This is a genomic window from Devosia naphthalenivorans, from assembly GCF_003056355.1.
Lineage (GTDB): Bacteria > Pseudomonadota > Alphaproteobacteria > Rhizobiales > Devosiaceae > Devosia > Devosia naphthalenivorans.
In genome coordinates, this window is the sequence record NZ_PYVW01000003.1 from 297,699 (window position 1) to 317,024 (window position 19,326).

General features: G+C 62.7%; 13 protein-coding genes. 10 read left to right on the forward strand and 3 right to left on the reverse strand.

The annotated features are described in order from the left end of the window. Positions 1 to 167: 167 nt before the first annotated feature. The 10 genes from C8264_RS07090 (at position 168) to C8264_RS07135 (ending at position 15,173) form a co-directional block, all read left to right on the forward strand. Positions 168 to 4,826 carry an NAD-glutamate dehydrogenase gene (locus tag C8264_RS07090; RefSeq protein ID WP_108460263.1) on the forward strand — a complete coding sequence of 1,553 codons (4,659 nt, stop codon included), beginning with the start codon at positions 168 to 170 and terminating at the stop codon, positions 4,824 to 4,826. Between the two features lie 82 nt (positions 4,827 to 4,908). Continuing rightward, the gene (locus C8264_RS07095) at positions 4,909 to 5,856 is read left to right on the forward strand and encodes a class 1 fructose-bisphosphatase (RefSeq protein ID WP_108460264.1); all 948 of its coding nucleotides are present in this window, start codon (positions 4,909 to 4,911) and stop codon (positions 5,854 to 5,856) included. Between the two features lie 239 nt (positions 5,857 to 6,095). After that, on the forward strand, positions 6,096 to 7,367 hold the full coding sequence (locus C8264_RS07100) for an AGE family epimerase/isomerase (RefSeq protein ID WP_108460265.1): 1,272 nt from the start codon (positions 6,096 to 6,098) through the stop codon (positions 7,365 to 7,367). A gap of 59 nt (positions 7,368 to 7,426) precedes the next feature. Beyond that, the gene (locus C8264_RS07105; RefSeq protein WP_108460322.1) at positions 7,427 to 8,212 is read left to right on the forward strand and encodes an SDR family oxidoreductase; all 786 of its coding nucleotides are present in this window, start codon (positions 7,427 to 7,429) and stop codon (positions 8,210 to 8,212) included. A 70-nt stretch (positions 8,213 to 8,282) separates the two neighbouring features. Next, a complete protein-coding gene (gene cysQ, locus C8264_RS07110; protein ID WP_108460266.1) occupies positions 8,283 to 9,116 on the forward strand; it encodes a 3'(2'),5'-bisphosphate nucleotidase CysQ in 834 nt (277 codons plus the stop codon). Between the two features lie 151 nt (positions 9,117 to 9,267). Then, the gene (locus tag C8264_RS07115; RefSeq protein ID WP_205245633.1) at positions 9,268 to 9,795 is read left to right on the forward strand and encodes a PadR family transcriptional regulator; all 528 of its coding nucleotides are present in this window, start codon (positions 9,268 to 9,270) and stop codon (positions 9,793 to 9,795) included. 14 nt (positions 9,796 to 9,809) lie between these two features. Continuing rightward, positions 9,810 to 11,087 carry an efflux RND transporter periplasmic adaptor subunit gene (locus C8264_RS07120; RefSeq protein ID WP_108460268.1) on the forward strand — a complete coding sequence of 426 codons (1,278 nt, stop codon included), beginning with the start codon at positions 9,810 to 9,812 and terminating at the stop codon, positions 11,085 to 11,087. Next, positions 11,084 to 14,437, forward strand: a complete 3,354-nt coding sequence (locus C8264_RS07125) for an efflux RND transporter permease subunit (protein WP_108460269.1) — start codon at positions 11,084 to 11,086, stop codon at positions 14,435 to 14,437. Before C8264_RS07120 ends, C8264_RS07125 begins: the two co-directional genes overlap by 4 nt. 110 nt (positions 14,438 to 14,547) lie before the next feature. Further along, positions 14,548 to 14,787: a type II toxin-antitoxin system Phd/YefM family antitoxin gene (locus C8264_RS07130; RefSeq protein ID WP_108460270.1), complete on the forward strand. Its 240-nt coding sequence runs from the start codon at positions 14,548 to 14,550 to the stop codon at positions 14,785 to 14,787. A gap of 2 nt (positions 14,788 to 14,789) precedes the next feature. Beyond that, the gene (locus C8264_RS07135) at positions 14,790 to 15,173 is read left to right on the forward strand and encodes a type II toxin-antitoxin system death-on-curing family toxin (RefSeq protein ID WP_108460271.1); all 384 of its coding nucleotides are present in this window, start codon (positions 14,790 to 14,792) and stop codon (positions 15,171 to 15,173) included. A gap of 8 nt (positions 15,174 to 15,181) precedes the next feature. Here C8264_RS07135 and C8264_RS07140 read toward each other — a convergent pair whose 3' ends face one another. From C8264_RS07140 to C8264_RS07150, 3 genes are all read right to left on the reverse strand, one after another. Continuing rightward, entirely contained in the window at positions 15,182 to 17,077 is a 1,896-nt protein-coding gene (locus C8264_RS07140; RefSeq protein WP_108460272.1) for an ABCB family ABC transporter ATP-binding protein/permease, read from the reverse strand. Continuing rightward, positions 17,077 to 17,397, reverse strand: coding sequence for an ArsR/SmtB family transcription factor (locus C8264_RS07145; RefSeq protein WP_162783497.1), 321 nt, complete (start codon positions 17,395 to 17,397; stop codon positions 17,077 to 17,079). The genes C8264_RS07140 and C8264_RS07145 overlap by 1 nt, the downstream gene beginning before the upstream one ends. A gap of 93 nt (positions 17,398 to 17,490) precedes the next feature. Beyond that, a complete protein-coding gene (locus tag C8264_RS07150; protein ID WP_108460274.1) occupies positions 17,491 to 19,239 on the reverse strand; it encodes a LysM peptidoglycan-binding domain-containing protein in 1,749 nt (582 codons plus the stop codon). Positions 19,240 to 19,326: the final 87 nt, after the last annotated feature.

Sequence of the window (19,326 nt, forward strand, 5' to 3'; positions counted from 1 at the left end):
TCCCCAAAAGCCGCCAATCGGGGAAAAGCTCGCCCGAATGGGCCGAATAAAGCCACCGCAGAGAAAGCTGTTCCTGAACAGCATTTGTGGCCGGTGCGTTACCCCTTCTCCGTCAGACAACTAAAGCATGGGCAGACAGCGAAGGGCGGGGTGCCTAGAGTGCATGCGTGACATGGGAGACAGAAGCGTTGGATCAGGATCAATCGAGCCAGGCCGAGTTTGCGCAATTTTTGGCGGCAGCCAGAGCAGCGACGGACCGGGAGGATCTGTCCAGGCTGGCGCCGGAGCGCTTCGAAGCCGGCATGCGGCACGCCTATGAGCGGGTCGCAGTCTATCGGGGCGAGGCCAGCCAGATCTTCCTGACCGAACCTTCCGCTGCGGGCGAGCCGCTCAGCATCGATGTGATCTCTCCCGATATGCCGTTCATCGTCGATAGTGCCCTTGCGGCGGTGAGAGCCGCAGGCGGAACGGTGCGCCTGTTCTCCCATCCAGTGGTGCACGACGCCGATGGCCGGCGACTTAGTGTCTTGCACATCCAAAGCGATCCGGTGGCGGACCTGGAGGCATTGCGCAGCGAGATCGCGGCGACCATGGCCGACGTCACCTTGGCGGTGCGGGATTGGCAACCCATGCTGGACCGATTGCATCGGGTGACTGCCGCGTTGAGCCCTCGCAAGGGTGCACACGATGGCGAGGCGCTGCAGTTTCTCGAATGGCTGAGCGAGCACAATTTCACTTTCATCGGCATGCGCGAATACCGGATCAGCGATGGCCGGCTGGAACAGGTGGCCGGAAGCGGCCGGGGCATATTGCGGGACGAGGACCGCAAGGTGCTGCGGAGCGGCGCCGAGTTCGTGGAGTTCACGCCGCAGCATGGCGATTTCGTCGCCTCCGGCGAACCCTTGCTGGTCACCAAGGCCAATGTGCGCTCCCGCGTGCACCGGCGGGCGCATCTCGATTATGTCGGGATCAAGCTGCTTGGCGAGGACGGATCGGTAACCGGTGAGTTGCGGGTCGTCGGCCTGTTCACGGCCCAGGCGGAGGCGACGCCGCATACCGATGTGCCGCTGATCCGCCGCAAGATCAGTGAAGTGATGCGCCAGTCGGGCGTCGATCCGCTGGGGCATGACGGGCGCACCCTGCTGGGCGCGCTCAACAGCTATCCGCGCGACGAGCTGTTCCAGATCGAAGTCGACCAGTTGTTCGAATTCGCGACGGCGATTGCGGCGCTTTTTGACCGGCCGCGCGTTCGCGTCCTGCCGCGCGTGGACCGGTTCGACAATTTCGTGTCCGTCCTGGTCTATGTGCCGCGCGATCGCTACGACGGCGAGGCGCGGGGCAGGATAACTGGGTTCCTGGCGAGCATCTATGACGGCAGGGTTTCGGCCTATTATCCGCATTTCCCGGAAGGGGAACTGGTCCGGCTGCATGTCATCATCGGGCGGGTGGATGGACCAACGCCGCGCCCCAGCCGTGGCGAGCTCGAAGCGCGTGTCGATGCGCTGACGTCCAATTTCGGCGATGCGCTGGTTGCCCAGGCGAGCGACCCGGCCGAGGTCAGCGACTATCGCGGGGCGTTTTCGGCGGCGTACCAGTCACGCAATTCCGCTGCGGATGCGGTGGCTGATATAGCCGTGCTGCGCGGGTTGGGCGATGGCGCCGGCATTGCCACGCGGCTTTATGCGCGCACCGGAACCGATGGTTCTCTGGGGCTGAAATTCTATCACCGCAGCAGCGCCATTCCGCTCAGTGACCGCGTGCCGATGCTGGAAGCCTTCGGGTTTCGGGTTATCGACGAGCGGACCTATACGATCGTGCCTCGCGATGGGGTGGAGCGCTATCTGCACGATATGGTGCTGGAGCCGTTGGATGCCGGGTTCGATGTTGCCGAGCGTGGCGCGGCCATCGAGGCGGGCCTGCATGCGGTGTGGCACGGCCGGGCCGAGAGCGACCAGCTCAATGCCCTGGTCAGCAAGACCGCGCTGGAGTGGACCGATGCTGCCCTGTTGCGGGCGCTGTCGCGCTATCTGCGGCAGATCGGAACGTCTTATTCGCAGCGCTACATCGCGCAGGTTCTGGTGACGCAGTCCGCCGCCGCGAGTGGGCTGATTGCCTTATTCGGTGCGCTGCATGATCCGGCAGGAAGCGAACGCGAGGCGCGAGCCGGGGCGGCCCGCAACCAAGTCCAGGCGGCGCTGGACGCCATGGCCTCGCTTGATGAAGACACCATCGTGCGGCGGTTCCTCAATCTCATCGAGGCATCGGTGCGCACCAATGCCTTCCAACGCGACAAGAACGGCGAGCGCAAGCCGGCGCTGGCGATCAAGTTCGATAGCCAATTGGTGGAGGGTATGGCGGCGCCCCGCCCCTATCGCGAAATCTCGGTCTATTCGCCGCGCGTCGAGGGCGTGCATCTGCGCTTTGGCGCCATCGCGCGCGGTGGCCTGCGCTGGTCGGACCGGCCGGAGGATTTCCGCACCGAAGTGCTGGGGCTGGTCAAGGCGCAACAGGTGAAGAACGCCGTCATCGTGCCGGTGGGCGCCAAGGGCGGGTTCGTGCCCAAGCGGCTGGTCGCCGGCATGCCACGAGAGGCTTTCCAGGCGGAAGGCGTCGCCAGCTACAGCATCTTCATCGGCGCGCTGCTCGACGTCACCGACAATCTGGTCAATGGCGTGGTCGTGCCACCCGAGGGCGTGGTGCGGCGGGATGGGGACGATCCCTATCTCGTGGTCGCGGCGGACAAGGGAACGGCGAGTTTTTCGGACACCGCCAATTCCATCGCGCTGTCGCGCGGGTTCTGGCTGGGCGACGCGTTCGCCTCGGGCGGCTCGGCCGGCTACGACCACAAGGAAATGGGCATCACCGCGCGCGGCGGATGGGAGAACGTCAAGCGGCACTTCCGCGAGATGGATCGCGATATCCAGAACGAGCCATTCACCGTAGTGGGCGTGGGCGACATGAGCGGGGATGTGTTCGGCAACGGCATGTTGCTGAGCCCCGCCATTCGGCTGGTGGCGGCGTTCGACCACCGCGATATCTTCATCGACCCCAATCCCGATCCGCTGACCAGTTTTGCCGAACGGAAGCGGCTGTTCGAGCTGCCGCGATCGAGCTGGCAGGACTATGACAAGAGCCTGATCTCGGCCGGTGGCGGCGTATTTTCGCGGAGCCTCAAATCCATTCCGCTCTCGCCCGAGATGCAGGCGGCGCTCGGGCTGAATGAGTCGCAGGCAACGCCCGCCGAGGTGATGCGAGCGATTTTGGCGGCAGAGGTCGACCTGCTCTGGTTTGGCGGCATCGGAACCTATATCCGCGCCACGACCGAGTTGGACGCCGATGTGGGCGACCGGGCTAATGACGCGATCCGCATCACTGGCAGCGGCGTGCGCGCCAGGGTCGTCGGAGAAGGCGCGAACCTGGGCGTGACCCAGCGCGGGCGCGTGGAGTTTGCGCTCAAGGGCGGCCGGATCAACACCGATGCAATCGACAATTCGGCCGGGGTGAACTCGAGCGACCTCGAGGTCAACATCAAGATCGCGCTGGCGCCGCTGCTGACCGACGGCTCGCTGACGCTGGATGCGCGCAACAGCTTTCTCGAAACCATGACCGAGGAAGTGGCGGCACTGTGCCTGCGCAACAACTACCTGCAGGGCCTGGCGCTCTCGCTGGCCGAACGGGCGGGAACGGGTGAGCTGCCGGACCATCGCGAACTGATCGAACGGCTGGAGCAGCGGGGGCTGCTTGACCGCGTGGTCGAATTCCTGCCCAGTGATGGGGTGATCGATGCGCGCGCAGCGCTCGGCAAGGGCCTGACGCGGCCGGAGCTGGCGGTGATCCTGGCCTATGCCAAGCTGACGCTCTATGCCGATTTGCTGGAGGGATGCGGGATCGACGACGAATATCTCGCCGGTGAGCTCTTCCGCTATTTCCCCGAAACGCTGCACCGCTCCTATCCAGAGGCGGCGGGGCAGCACCGGCTCAAGCGCGAGGTGATCGCTACGGTGCTCGCCAATGCGATGATCAATCGTGGTGGGCCGGCCTTTGTCAGTGAACTGACGGCAGCGACCAGCGCCAGCCCAGGCGAGATTGCTCTGGCCTATGCCGCGACACGCGATGTTTATGGGCTGACGGACCTTAATTCAGCAATCGATGCGCTGGACGGACTGGTGCCCGGCGCCGTGCAACTGGAACTATATGGACGCGTCATGAACCTGCTGCGGCAGGAGAGCTTGTGGTTCCTGCGCAATGGGGATGTGTCGCAGGGGCTGGTGGGGCTGGTGGACCGGCACAAGTCAGGCGTTGCGGCGCTGCGGACCATGCTCAAGAGCGCCCTGCCCGCGTCGTTGAGCCTTGGCGTTGACCGGAAGGTTTCCGAGTTCGTCGGCAAGGGCGTTCCGGAGCCTGTGGCGCAGGCCATCACGGAGCTTGATGTGCTGGGTTATGCCAGCGATATCGTGCTGGTCAGCGAACGCGCCGGCGTCTCGGTGGCCGATGGTGCGGCGGCGTTCTTCGGCGTCTTTGCGGCGTTCGAGCTGTGGCCGGTGATCGAGCAAGGGCGCGCAATCGTTCTGAGCGACCGGTTCGACCGGATGGCGCTGGACCGGGCGCTGGCGAATCTGATGCGGGCGCAGCGCGACCTTACCGCCGATGTGCTGAAAGCGGGCGACGGGCTGGTGGCGGATCGGGTGGCCAGTTGGACCTCGCGGCAGAATGTGGGCATCGAGCGGACCCGCGCGGCCGTTGCCGAATTGACGCAAGGCACGCTTACGGTGTCGCGCCTCTCCGTTGCCGCGGGCCTGCTGGCCGATCTGGCGCAGGAGGGTTGAAGTGCCCCCATGCGAAAGTCGGCCTTGTCTTGCCCGTTGAGCTGCGCAGACTAATCATCCAATCAGAACACGAGAGTGCCCCATGACCGATCTTGCCCAGTGGCTTGCCGCCCAATCCGTCGATTCCAAACTGGCTTCGGTGGTGGCCAGCATGGCGGCGGCGAGCGCCGAGATTGCCGGGGTGCTGCGCATGGCGCCCGTCGCCGGGCAGGTTGGCCTTGTGGGACACACCAATGTGCAGGGCGAAGAACAGAAGGCGCTCGACGTCATCTCGAATGATGTTGTTCTCAAGCACTTGCGGGAAAATCCGGATGTTTCGATTTTGGTTTCTGAAGAGCTGGAAGAGCCGGTGGAGCTTGGAACCGACGGCGCCTACATGATCGCAACCGATCCGCTGGACGGGTCTTCCAACCTCGATGTGAACGTCACCGTGGGTACCATCTTCGCCGTGCTCAATGCCGCCGACGGCTTGCTGCAGAAGGGCCGCGCGCAACTGGCTGCGGGCTACGCCGCCTATGGCCCGGCGACGAGCCTTGTACTGACGTTCGGGCAATCGGTGGCGGTATTCACGCTCGACAGCGCAGGTGACTGGATTTTGACCACGGACAATCCGCGCATCCCCGAAGCCTCGGGAGAATTTGCCATCAACACGGCCCGCGAGCGGTTCTGGGATGCAGCGACGAAGGGCTATGTGGCAGAGAACGTCGCCGGGGAACACGGCGCCGCCGGCAAGCGCTACAACATGCGCTGGGTGGGCTCGATGGTCGCCGACATCCACCGCATCCTGATGCGCGGCGGCATTTTCCTCTATCCGCTGGACAGCGAAACGGTGAGCAAGGGCGGGCGCCTGCGCCTGCTCTATGAGGCGAACCCCATGGCCATGCTGGTGGAAGCCGCCGGCGGCGACGCCACCACCGGCCGTGAGAAAATCCTCGACCTGCAGCCGACAGCCATTCACCAGCGTGTGCCGGTGATTCTGGGCTCCGCCGACGAAGTGAAACGGGTCGAGGACTGGTACGCGAAGGGATAGGTTCACACGAATCCCTGTTGCCGACTGTGAGACCCTCAGTCGACACCCTCCCCCTTGCGGGGAGGGATCAAGGGTGGGGGGCGGATGCCCTCGATATCGTGGCTCCCGCCCCCTTCCAGCCTCCCCCGTCGAGGGGCAGATGCAGACCGGTGGTTGCGACGGACTGGGGATGTTTCACCGATCCCAAATTGCAACGTTGCTGCGGCGTCGCTATAGCTCGGGGTAGATGAGGAGATCCCATGACCGACGCCACGATCAGCCTGCCCCGGACCAATTCAAGCCTTTGGTCGGCCCGGCCATTTCACCGCCAGTACTTGATGCGGCAGGCCAACAATCTGTTCGATTTCTTCATGCAGGCCTCGATCAACCCCAAGGGCGGGTTCTTCGAGTTGCATGACGAGGGCAAGCCGCTGGGCGGAGATAACCCGGCGCGGCAGATCCATGTGACGACCCGCATGGTGCATTGCGCCGCCATCGGCAGCTTGATCGGGCGGCCCGGATCGGACGAGATCGTCGACCATGGCATGCGCTATGTGTGGGAGCATCACCGCGACGCCAAGCACGGCGGTTACGCCTGGGGCGTCAATAATCACGGCATAAGCGACGGTTCCAAGCAGGCCTATGGCCATGCCTTCGTGCTGCTCGCTGCATCCAGCGCCAAGGTCGTGGGCCATCCGCTCGCCGACCAGATGCTCGCCGATGTCACGGCCGTCATCAATGCCAAGTTCTGGGATGACGGGCGCGGCGCGGTGCGCGACGAGTACAATCAGGATTGGTCCACGCTCCTGCCCTATCGCGGGCAGAACGCCAATATGCACATGACCGAGGCGCTGATGGCCGCCTTCGAGGCCACGGGCGACCGGAGCTATCTCACCAAGGCCGAGCGCATCGCCGAACTCATCATCGCCAAAAATGCCGTGCCGCTGGGCCACCGCGTGGCGGAGCATTTCGACGAGAACTGGGTGCTCGACAAGGATTACGAGGGCAACGAGATGTTCCGCCCGTCCGGCGCCACTCCGGGCCATTGGCTGGAATGGTCACGGCTGCTATTCCAGCTCTGGACGCTCGGCGACAAGCGCCTCTCCTGGATGACCGACGCGGCCCGGCACTTGTTCGTGCAGTCGATCGAGCTGGGCTGGGATAAGGTGCATGGCGGCTTCTTTTATACGCTGGACTGGGACAACAAGCCCATCATGCGAGAGAAGCTGTGGTGGCCGGTCAGCGAAGCCATCGGCGCCGCTGCCGTGCTGAGCACCCATGAGCGCGACGATTATTTTCAGAGCTGGTACCGCAGGCTGTGGGACTATGCCGAAAACCACGTGATCGACCACGCCCGTGGCGGCTGGCTGAGCGAGCTCAAGGAAGACCTGACGCCCACCTCGCGCCTGTTTGTCGGCAAGCCCGATATTTATCATGCCCTCCAGGCCTGCCTGATACCGCTTTATCCCGCGACGGGCAGCCTGACGGCGGCGATTATCGAGGCAGATCACACGGTCAAGCGGCACCACTGACGCTCGCAGCGCAAACCATAAGGCAGTTCATGCGTTGGAGCTTCCAAATGGAGGCTTTGATGTACGATCTGACGGGTAAAGTAGCGCTGGTAACGGGTGCAGGTTCGGGAATTGGCAAGGCTTCGGCGATAAAACTCGCCGAAGCCGGTGCCGTCGTCGTGGTCATGAGCCGCACGGCCGAAGAAGTGGAAGCAACCGCCCGCGAAATCGAAGCAAAAGGCGGGCACGCCCAAGCCAAAACCGCAGATACTTCGGACGAAAACGCCATGCAGGAACTGGTCGACGGGATAATCCGCGACCACAAGCGCCTCGATATCGTGGTCGCCAATGCCGGCATCAACGGGGTCTGGGCCCCCATTGAAGGGCTGAAACCCGACGAATGGGACAAGACCATCAGGGTCAATCTGCGCGGGACCTATTTGACCATCCACCACACCGTGCCGCACTTGGAGGCGGCGGGTGGCGGCTCGATCATCGTCATGTCCTCGATCAATGGCACGCGGACCTTCACCACGCCGGGCGCCAGCGCCTATTCGGTAACCAAGGCGGGCCAGTTGGCGCTGGTAAAGCAGTTGGCGCTGGAGCTGGGCGAGCGCCGAATCCGCATCAACGCAATCTGCCCGGGCGCCATTGAGTCGGAAATTTCCGACAACACGCAGCAGCGCGGCAAGGAAGAGACCGAGGTGCCGGTGGAATTTCCCGAAGGCGATATTCCGCTCACCGGCGGCAAGAGCGGCAAGGCGGAGGACATTGCTGATGCCGTGCTGTTCCTGGCCTCGGATGCCTCTCGACATATCACGGGCACGCCGATCTGGATCGATGGCGGACAAAGCCTGCTAAGGTAAGGACAATTCGCCAGTTGCAAGGCGGGTGCGCGGGGCGTAAATCAGCGCCACCGTTTGAAGGCCCTGCCCCATGTCGCTTGCTGATCGACTGCCCACCCCAGAGGAAGGCCTGACCGCACTCGCGCTCGAGGCGGCGATTGCGGCTGCCGCGGTAATCATGGAAGTTTACGCCCGGCCCATCACTGCGGTGCGCAAGTCGGATGGCTCACCTGTCACCGAGGCCGATGCTGCCGCCGAAGCGATTATCATCGAGCACCTGAAGGTCACCGGCATTCCGATCCTAGGCGAAGAAAGCGTTGCGGCGGGTATCATTCCGGTGCTCGGCAATCGTTACTTCGTGGTCGATCCGCTCGATGGCACCAAGGAATTCATCAAGCGCAACGGCGAGTTCACGGTCAACATTGCCCTGGTGGAGGATGGCGTGCCGGTGATGGGCGTCGTGCTTGCGCCGGCCAGCGGGGAAACCTTCGTGGGCGATGCACGCGGCGCCTATTTCTGCATGAACCGGAACGGCATCATGTCCAGCCCGGAAAAGATGGCGGCTTCTTCAGCGGCACCAATGCGTATCGTCGCCAGCCGCTCGCATGGACATGCAGCACTTGCCAGCCTGTGCGAGGCACTGGCGGTGGACGAAGATGTTTCGGTGGGCTCCTCGCTCAAGTTCTGCTTGCTGGCGCGGGGCGATGCGCAACTTTACCCGCGGTTTACGCCAACTTGTGAATGGGACACGGCAGCGGGACAGGCTGTGTTAGAGGCTGCCGGGGGCGCGGTGGTGACACTGGATGGTGAGCGCATGCGATATGGCAAGCATCATTCCAGTTTCCTCAACCCCTACTTCGTCGCGGCGGCAAACATGCCCCTGGCGCAGCGTGCCGCAGCGGAGATGAGCCGGATTCTGGGCTAGCCACCCAGCCATGCAAATCGTGCTTGACTGATCTGTCACGGAAAGCAGGTCGCGGAACTTGCGCAATGCCGGCCCGGCATATAAAGAACCAGCATATCCTTGTCCGGCATATGCACTGGAGCGCCCCCGCATGAACGTCAGAACGCTTTGCTTGTCGATCCTCTATGAGGGTGAGTCTACCGGATATGAGATCCGGCGGCTTTGCGTCGAGGGCGAGTGCGCGTATTTCATCGAGGCGAGCTACGGTTCCATCTACCCTGCTTTGGCCAAGCTTGAAGACGAGGGCATGGTAACCAGCCGAGTGGAGCCACAAAATGGCAAACCGGCAAAAAAAGTCTATTCGATAACTGCAGCCGGACGGCAGGCGTTTGCCGCTCAACTGGCGGAACCCCTGGGCGAGGACCTATTCCGCAGCCCGTTCCTGCTGTTTGCCCGCTATGTCCATATTTTGCCACGCGAATTGGTGGCGCAGCGCGCGCAGGAATTCCTGGACAGGATGACCGAGAAACACCGGCATCTGGAAGAAGCCATGGCAGAGCGCGGCAGCAATGCCAGCGACACATGGGTGATCAATTTTGGACGTGCTGTCATGGGCGTTGCGCAGCAACATGTGCAAACCCATATGCACGAACTCATCGACCTGGCGCTTGCCGAGCCAAATAAAGACGCGGCTGAATAAAGGGGCAATTCAATATGCGTGCATTATACTCTTACGGGATCGCCTTCGTGATCCTTGCTTTGGCAGGCGTCTGGTTCGCAACCGGAACTCTGGTGATGGGCGGTAATGGCCCTGGCAATGGCGAGCGCGCGATCATCACGGTGATCGAAGGCGAAGAGCATGGGCCGATTGCGACCCAGCTCTCCGAGGCCGGTGTACTTGCCGAGCATGAGACGCAGCACGCGGTTGATCCGCACCTGACTATCGCGCAGCGCATCGAAGAGGAAAATGGCGCGGATACGCCGCTCCAGTCGGTTCGCACCTCGACCTATGTTGCTCAACCCATGGCGATCGAAGTGCCGCTGCGTGGCCGCACGCGCGCCAAGTCAACCGTGGGGGCCGTCGCCGAAACGGCCGGCATCGTTGACGTGGTGCATGTGGTGAAGGGCCAAGACGTTGGGGTAGGCGACCTGCTCTGCACGCTGGACCAGGGCACGCGCGCCGCTGCGGTAGCGCAGGCCGAGGCCGGGATAGCGCAAGCACAGGCGAGCCTGGCGCAGGCCCAGGCCGATTATGACACCAATGCTGAATTGCGCAGCAAGGGGTTGGCTGCGCCCAACACGGCACGCGATACTGAAGTGGCGCTCAGCGCCGCGCAGGCGCAGGTGACAACCGCGCAGGCGGCACTGGACAATGCCGAAGCAGAGCTGGAGCGCACCGAGATCAAGGCCCGCGTGGCGGGCGTGGTGCAGGACCCGCTGGTGGTTGCGGGCTCCATGCTGCCAATGGGTCAGCCTTGCGCAACCATCGTGCAACTGAACCCCATGGTGTTCATCGGCCAGGTTCCAGAGTCTCGCATCGATCTGGCCAAGCTGGGTCTTGAAGCAGACATCAGGACCATCACCGGCCAGGAAGCCAAGGGAAAAGTGACGTTTATCGCTTCGACGGCGGATAACGCTACCCGCTCGTTCCCCGTGGAGATCGAGGTTCCCAACGATGACGGCTCCATCCGCGACGGTGTCACGGCAACCGCGACGGTGAATATGGGCTCGGCCCCTGCGCACCTGCTGCCACAATCTGTCTTGACGCTGAACGATGATGGCGTGCTCGGCGTAAGCACGGTCGCAGAAAATGCGGTGAAGTTCATGCCGGTGACCATCGTGAGCGATACGCGTGAAGGCGTGTGGGTGCTTGGCCTGCCCACATCAGCCGACGTGATTACGGTGGGCCAGGAATATGTGGTGGACGGCCAGGCTGTGAACGCTACCAACGTGCCGGTTAGTGGGACGCAATCGGAAGGGACTCCCGCATGATAAACTTGCTCGAACGCATCCTGAGGATGCCGCGGGTCATCCTGACGATCATGGTGATTCTGCTGGGCTCGGGACTTTCCGCCTATCTCTCCTTGCCCAAGGAGAGCTTCCCCGCAATCGATATCCCCTACTTCTACATCTCGGTCACCCAGACCGGGGTGTCTCCACGTGACGCCGAGACACTGCTGGCCAAGCCTATCGAAGACCGGATCAAGGACATTGACGGGCTGGAGAACTACTCGTCGACCTCGACGACCGGCCATGCTTCGGTGTTCCTGGAGTTCAACGTCAACGCCGACAAGGATCAGGCGCTGAGCGATATCCGGGCGGAGATGGATGGCATCTCGAGCGAACTGCCCGATGAAGCCGACGAGCCGACGGTGACGGAAATCTCCTTCACCGACATGCCGACCATTTCGGTTGCGGTCTATGGTTCGGTGCCCGAGCGCGAGCTCGTGCAACGCGCCAAGGACCTGCAGGAAGAACTGGAAAGCATGGGCGACGTGCAGAGCGTTACGCTCTCGGGTTCGCGCGACGAAGTGCTTGAGATCCAGATCGACCTCAACCGCCTCGAAGCCTACGACCTGACAGCGGCTCAACTGCTTGATGCGCTGGCCAAGAATAACATGGTCGTGCCCGGCGGTACGCTTGATACCGGCCAGGGTTCGTTCAACGTCGAAGTGCCTGGCCTGATCAAGAACGCCGCCGACGTTTATTCCCTGCCGCTCAAGACTTCGGGCGATAACGTGGTGACGTTTGGCGATGTGGCGACCATCACCCGCACCTTCGAGGACGCCACCTCTTATGCCAATGTGAACGGTCAGCCGGCCATTACGCTGGGCGTGGTCAAGAAGCTGGGCACCAACGTCATCACCATCTCCGATGACGTGCGCGCTCGCACCGAGGCGTTCACGGCCGACTGGCCGCAGGGCATCTCGACGAGCTTCCTGATCGACCAGGCCGACACCACCAAGAACCTGTTCCGCTCGCTTGAAGCAGCGGTGCTGACCGCCGTGGCACTGGTGCTGATCACCTGCGTCGCCACGCTTGGCGTGCGCCCAGCCATCATGATCGGCATGTCGATCCCGATCTCGTTCATGATCGCGTTCCTCGTGGTGCAGATCATGGGCATGACCATCAACATGATGATCATGTTCGGGCTGGTGCTCGCCGTGGGCGTGCTGGTGGACGATCCTATCGTGGTGGTGGAATACGCCGAACGCAAGCTGATGGAAGGCGTGCCCAAGCGCGAAGCCTTCATCATGGCCGCGCGCAAGATGTTCGTGCCCGTGGTTTCGGCCACTTTCACGACGCTCGGCGCGTTCATTCCGCTGCTGTTCTGGCCGGGCATCATCGGCAAGTTCATGAGCTATCTGCCGATCATCGTGATCGTGGTAATGTGTGCGTCGCTCGTCTCGGCGCTGATCTTCATGCCGATCATCGGTGCCTTCATTGCTTCGACCCATGTCGATCCCAAGGCGAAGGAAGCAGCCGACATCGTGATGTATGCCGACAAGTTCGACACCAAGAAAGTGGGCGGGCTGACCGGCATGTATGTGCGCACCATGGAGCATCTGATCCACCAGCCGATACTGACGCTGGCGGCCGGGTTTGCGCTCGTGGTGCTGATGTTCGCCGCCTACATCATGAACCCGACCGGCACCGAGGCCTTCCCGGCCTCCGAGCCGGAGTTCGGCACGGTGAACGTGATCACGCGCGGCAATTACTCGCCGATTGAGATCCGTGACCTGCTGGCAGAAGTCGAGAATGAAATCCTGCAGGTGCAGGGCATCCAGGACGTCATCATGAGCTTCGGTGGTACCGGGGCCAGTGGCGGGCTGAGCAGCGCGACGCCGCCGGACACCATCGGCTCGTTCAACCTGCAATTGCTGCCCTACAATGATCGCGTCAAGGCCGCGGAAATCTTCCAGAACATCCGTGACCGGGTTGCCGATATTTCGGGTCTCGAAGTGCAAATCGCTGCGCAGGAAAACGGCCCACCCGCCGGCAAGGCCATCAATCTGCGCGTCGAGGGCACGGTCTATGAAGACTTGGCGCCGGCCGTGGCCAAGCTGCGCAATTACGTCGAGACCGAACTCGGTGACACGATCGACGTGGAAGACGGCCGCCCTGCCCCCGGTATCGACTGGGAGATAACGATCGACCGCGAAGCTGCTGCCAAATACGGCATCGGCGTGCGGGAGCTCTCGCCTTATGTGCAGCTGGTTACCTCGGGCGTGAAACTGGGCAGCTATCGCCCCGACGATGGCACCGACGACGAACTTGATATCCGCGTTCGTCTGCCGGAGAGCGAGCGCACCTTCGACGCCCTCGACTCGTTGCGCATTGTGACCGCGCAGGGCCTGGTCCCGGTCTCCAACTTCATCGACCGCCAGGCCGTGCCCAAGGTTGCCAATATCGAGCGGCGCAATGGCGTCTATGCGATGACCGTGGCTGCCAATCTGACCGAGGGCGTGCCTTCGGAAGAAAAGATCGCGCAGCTCCAGGAATGGCAGGAAACCCAGGAATGGCCCGCAAGCGTCGAGATCGTCTATGGCGGTGCGGCCGAGCAGGTCGATGACACCAACGCCTTCATCGTCGTGGCGCTGGGCGCAGCCCTGGCGCTGATCGCCTTGATCCTGCTGATCGAATACAACAGCTTCTATCAGGTCATCGTGACACTGATGACGGTTGTGATGTCGATTGCGGGCGTGATGCTGGGCATGGTGGTCACCGGCATGAGCTTCTCTGCCATCATGACGGGCCTGGGCATCGTGGCGCTGGCCGGTATCGTGGTGAAGAACGGCATCGTGCTGATCGACACCTACAACCACTACCAGCGCGACGAACACGTCGAGCCGGTGAAAGCCATGCTGATCACCATCAGCCAGCGTGTGCGGCCCGTGCTGCTCACGGCAACGGTGACGGCGCTGGGCGTGATCCCGATGGCGCTCAACATCGAGTTCGACTTCATCCGCCGCGAAGTGGTGGTGGGCGGACTTGCCGGTTCGTGGTTCATCCACCTGTCGGCGGCGCTGGTCTCGGGGCTGTTCGTATCGACACTGCTGACGCTGGTTATGGTGCCCGTGATGGTCACTGCCCCCAACGTGCTGTGGGGCCAGATCAAGTGGGTCGGCCATCAGTTCGCCCGCCTCGGCCAGTTCGTGACCGGCCGCGGACGCCAGCCTGAGGCGGCAGTGCCCGCCGGCTTCGACGGCATGGCCGTGGAAATCCCGGCCGACGCCGACGGCGCCAAGCGCTACATCGTCAGCAAGAAGGACGGGCTGGAAAACAAGGACGAACACGGCAACACCGTGGTGCGTCCGGACCGCCCAGAAGCGGCCGAGTAGTCCGCTCAGTCACCAAGCAAAAGGCCCGCAGCGATGCGGGCCTTTTTTTGTGCTACTTGCCAGAGTTAGCTAAATTAGCTATATTGGCTTGAAGCGAAGGAGTTTCTGCCATGGCCTCTATCACTGCTACGGATGCCAAGAACAAGTTTGGCCAAGTTCTGGAGATGGCTCAAGCTGAGCCAGTCCGGATTCAGAAGAACGGCCGCGATGTAGGTGTGCTGCTTTCGCCCGAACAATACAGAGAACTGGTCGCCCAGAGCAATGAGCCCAAGGTAAATCCTCTCATCATGAGGCTTCACGGGGAAAGCGTGAAGCGGTGGGGAAAGGTGTATGAAGCCTTGGCCAAATAGCCATGGCTGAACGCATCTACCTGACGATCACCGACGCCTTGTGGATTCACCAGGAACAGCTTCGCCTTTATGGCGGCGCACCTGGGGTGCGTGACGAAGGTCTGGTTTTATCTGCATTGCTAAGGCCACAAACTGGCTACTACGCCACCCTGGTCGAAGAAGCAGCCGCTCTTTGGGAAAGCCTTGCGATGAACCATGGCTTCATTGACGGCAACAAGCGCGTTGCCCTCGCATGCACGATAGTGTTCTTGCAGGCAAACGGCGCTATTCCGGTGGGTACCGAAGAAGAGTGGATTTCCTTTATCTACGACAATCTCGAAGCGGGCACCTTTCGCAAGCCGGTGCTTGAAGATTGGCTCAATGGGCATGTCGAGATCATACCTTAGCCGCCGCCCTACTCCGCCGCAGGCAATCCGCGCTTAACAAAGCCATCAGGGTCATTAGCCGTCTGGAGCAGCTTTTCCTCGGCTTCGGTGGCTTCGCGCTGGCGGCTCCACATCTGGGCGTAGAGGCCGTCCTTTTGCAGCAGCGCCAGATGGTTGCCGCGTTCGGCGACCACGCCATCGCGCAGCACCAGGATTTCGTCGGCGTTCACGACCGTGGACAGACGGTGCGCGATGACGACGGAGGTGCGGTTCTGCGAGACGACATCGAGCGCTGACTGGATATCGCGTTCGGTTTTGGTGTCGAGCGCCGAAGTGGCTTCGTCCAGGATCAGGATCGAGGGCGATTTCAGGATCGTGCGCGCGATGGCCACGCGTTGCTTTTCGCCACCCGACAGCTTCAAGCCGCGTTCGCCCACGGGTGTGTCATAGCCCTTGGGCAGGGTCTCGATGAACGGGCCGACCTGGGCCATGGCGGCAGCCGCGCGGACTTCGTCCGGTGTGGCGCCGGGGCGGCCATATTCGATATTGTAGCCGATGGTGTCGTTGAACAGCACGGTATCCTGCGGAACCATGCCGATCGCTTCGCGCAGGCTTTTCTGCGTGACGTCGCGCAGGTCTTGCCCATCGATAGTGATCGAGCCTCCCGTCACGTCATAGAAGCGATAGAGCAGCCGCGAGATGGTGGACTTGCCCGCGCCGGTGGGTCCGACGATCGCCACGGTCTTGCCGGCCGGCACTTCGAAGCTGACGCCTTTGAGGATGGGGCGGTCGGGATCGTAGTGGAACGTGACGTTGTCGAACCGGATCACCGGGCCGGTGACGGCCAGCGACTTGGCATCGGGGCGATCTTCGATCTCGGGGTCCTGGTCAAGAAGCTTGAACATCTCCTCGATGTCGGTGAGGCCCTGGCGCAATTCGCGGTAGACGAAGCCGATGAAGTTCAGCGGACGATAAACCTGCATCAGGAAGGTGTTGAGCAGGACGAAGTCGCCCAGGGTCAGCGTGCCGGCCATGACCCCGTTTATCGCCAGGACGGAGATAATCAGGAATCCGGCGTAGAATATAAGTGCCTGGCCGAAGTTGAGAAAGCCCAGCGAGGTCCAGATGCGGATGGCGGAACGTTCGTAGCCGGCCATCGAGGCATCGTACCGCCTGGCTTCCATCTCTTCATTGGCGAAATACTTCACCGTCTCGAAATTGAGCAATGAATCGATGGCCTTGCCATTCGCGTCGGTGTCGGACTCGTTCATGTCCCGGCGAATGGCGATGCGCCAGTTGGACGCCTTGATGGTGAAATAGAGATAACCCCAGATCATCACCACCAGCACAGCCAGATAGGTGAAGCCGAACAGCCAGACGAAGATCACGGCGGTAATCAGGAACTCGACCACCGTTGGCGCGATGTTGAGCATCGTGAACCGCACGATGGTCTCGATGCCCTTGGTACCGCGCTCGATGACGCGGCTCAGGCCACCGGTGCGGCGGGCCAGATGAAAGCGCAGCGACAGGCGGTGCAGATGGTGGAAGGTGCGCAGGGCGAGCTTGCGCACGGCGTTCTGGCCGACGCTAGCGAAGAGAACGTCGCGCAATTGCTGGAAGCCGGCGTCGAGGATATTGCCGAGCGCATAGGCGATGACCAGAACGATAGGAACCGCCAGCCCCAAGATGACACCATTATTGGGCGCGGAACTGTCGAGGCTGTCGATGATGCCCTTATAGGCAAAGGGGATCAGCGTGGTGGCAACCTTGCTGAGCAGCAGCGCTCCGATGGCCAGGACGACCTTGAGCCGGAGATCAGCGCGGTCATCCGGCCACATATAGGACCAGAGGTTTTTTATGGTCGAAAAGACCGAGCCCTCTTCCGCGCTAACGGAGGGTTTCTTTTCAGCGCTGTCGGATGACATCAGGCGAGTTCCGATTCCAGTTTCGGTGCGGTGCGCCCAAGTCCGGCGACCATGCCGGAAAAGGCAGTGCCCATGGCAGCCAGGCGCTCATGCTGGACGATGTAGCAATTGCGGGTGCCGCGCGGCTTGCGCTCGATCAGCCCTGCATCGAGCAGGACCTTGATGTGCTGGCTGACAGTGGACTGGGCAAGCGTGAGTTCGTCGGTGACGTCGGCGCAGCAGCATTCGCCGCGTTGCTGGTTGGCCAGGATGCGCAGGATATTGAGCCGGACCGGATGGCCCAGAGCTCGCATGATGGCAGCGATGTCGTCGTCTTGCATGGCGCTCAACTGCGTTGATCGGTGAATTACGATAGACATGGGCGTTACGGCCGGAAAAATCAATGGCCCACCGGCGGGTGGGCCATTTTGTTCCTAGTTTTCGCTATCTTCGGGCAGCGCGAAGACCTGGCCGGGATAGATCCGGTCAGGGTCCCTGATCTGGCCGGTATTGGCCTCATAGATCGTCGTGTATTTCATTCCCTGGCCATAGACGCGGCGCGCGATGGTCCAGAGATTGTCCCCACGCCGGATGATGGCCTTGCCGGCAGCAAAGCGCTCGGCGTCGGGCCCGCCGACCGATACCGCCACCATGGTCGGAACTTCGGCTTCTGTGGTGGTAGCCGGTTGGGCCGGCTCGGGCGGGGCATCTGCCGTGGCGGCCGGACTTGGCGTAGCGGCCGGTGGCACGGGCTGCGTGGGTTCGGCTTGCGGAGGCGTTGCCGCCGGTGATGGAGACGGCGCAGGCGCAATTGCCGCCGGCGTGTCCACGGACGTAGCCGGCGCAACTTGGGGTACAGCAGCTTGAGCTTCAGGTGCAGGCGCAGTCTGCGGCTCTGCCGCCGGTGGAGAAGCCGAATCCTGAGCGTCTGGCGTTGCAGGCGCAGGTGCAGGTGCATCCGCGTCAGCAACGGCAAGCGGCGGCTCTTCGCCGGGCACTTCGACTACAAAATCCACCTCGGCGCGCGACGCGACTTTTGCGCTGCCGGACTGCAGCATGTCGATGCGGACGCGCTGGCTCGGCTGCTTGAGCACGGGGCCAGCCTCCACCAGCCAGCGGCCGTCCGACACCTTGGCGTCGGAAACGAACTGGTCATCGACATAGAGGCGGATGTCGGCGCCTTCCGGACCGGCACCGGCGAAATAGGTGCTATCGCCCTCGATTTCGATGGCATCGATGGTGGGCGCTGCGCCCTCCAGTGGCGTCGCGAGCGGCTCCGGTGCAGCGGGTGGCGGTTCTACGCTCGCCACTGCCGCAGGGGCAGACTCAGGCTCGGGCGCCGGGGGCGCTGGATCAGCAACCGGCGCGGGCTCGGGGGTGGACGCAGGTGCGGCGGCACCGTCTTCCGGCTCTGTAGCCGGAGCAGGCTCGACTGGAGCGCCGGCGGTTTGAGCGGTTGCCGGCTCTGGCGCAGGCTGCGATGGAGCAGCTTCGGCTTGTGTGGCAGCTGGCACTGGCACGGCAGGCGCATCCGGCGCCACGGCCTCTTGGACCGGTGCAGGCGCTGGTGCAGGTGCTGGCTCCGGCGCAGGAGATTGGATCGGATCGGCAGACGCAAGCTGCTCAGGCGCAGCAAGACCCTGTAGCACTTCGCTTGCGGCGCCCGGCGTGCTGGCGACGACCAGGGGTTCGCTGGATTTGTCTTCGTTGATGGCGACGACGAAGGATTCTTCGGCGCGACCATCCTTGCCCGATTCGCCCAGCGTGATTTCGAGGCCACCGGGCGGCAGGGGCTCGTCGGGAACGAGCACCCAATCGCCACTGGGTTCCACCTTGGCGGTGCCGAGCAGGTCTTCGTTGGCGTAGACTTCTACTTCGGAGCCCGGCGTGCCGCTGCCGGCAATCACCACGGAGCCATCGGGCTCGGCACGCAACAGGCCAAAGCTGGCGGCCACGAGCGCATCGGATGCCTCTGCCGAGGGTTCGGTGGCGTCAGGCGCGGCGATGTCCATTATGGGCTCGGGTGTCGCAATAGCAGCCGTCTCGGCGGCTGGTGCTGCGGGATCGGCCGCGGCAACGGCGGGTTGCGGCAGAATGCCTGCGTCCACCATTTCCCCGCGCAGGCACTGCCCCATGCCGCCATCGGCATTGAAGCAGGTGACGATCGAGGGGCCGGCAAGCACACCTATGATGACGACAACAGTAACCGCTGCTGCCCCGAGGGTAAGAGCAAGAGGTTGTTTCGGAGCGGTATCGGCCAGTTCGTCCTC

Excerpts from the sequence above, each read along its gene's own strand:
- C8264_RS07095 (WP_108460264.1), top strand. The coding sequence starts at position 4,909 with ATGACCGATCTTGCCCAGTGGCTTGCCGCCCAATCCGTCGATTCCAAA.
- C8264_RS07100 (WP_108460265.1), top strand. The coding sequence starts at position 6,096 with ATGACCGACGCCACGATCAGCCTGCCCCGGACCAATTCAAGCCTTTGG.
- C8264_RS07105 (WP_108460322.1), top strand. The coding sequence starts at position 7,427 with ATGTACGATCTGACGGGTAAAGTAGCGCTGGTAACGGGTGCAGGTTCG.
- cysQ (WP_108460266.1), top strand. The coding sequence starts at position 8,283 with ATGTCGCTTGCTGATCGACTGCCCACCCCAGAGGAAGGCCTGACCGCA.
- C8264_RS07120 (WP_108460268.1), top strand. The coding sequence starts at position 9,810 with ATGCGTGCATTATACTCTTACGGGATCGCCTTCGTGATCCTTGCTTTG.
- C8264_RS07125 (WP_108460269.1), top strand. The coding sequence starts at position 11,084 with ATGATAAACTTGCTCGAACGCATCCTGAGGATGCCGCGGGTCATCCTG.
- C8264_RS07130 (WP_108460270.1), top strand. The coding sequence starts at position 14,548 with ATGGCCTCTATCACTGCTACGGATGCCAAGAACAAGTTTGGCCAAGTT.
- C8264_RS07135 (WP_108460271.1), top strand. The coding sequence starts at position 14,790 with ATGGCTGAACGCATCTACCTGACGATCACCGACGCCTTGTGGATTCAC.
- C8264_RS07140 (WP_108460272.1), bottom strand. The coding sequence starts at position 17,077 with ATGTCATCCGACAGCGCTGAAAAGAAACCCTCCGTTAGCGCGGAAGAG.
- C8264_RS07145 (WP_162783497.1), bottom strand. The coding sequence starts at position 17,397 with ATGCAAGACGACGACATCGCTGCCATCATGCGAGCTCTGGGCCATCCG.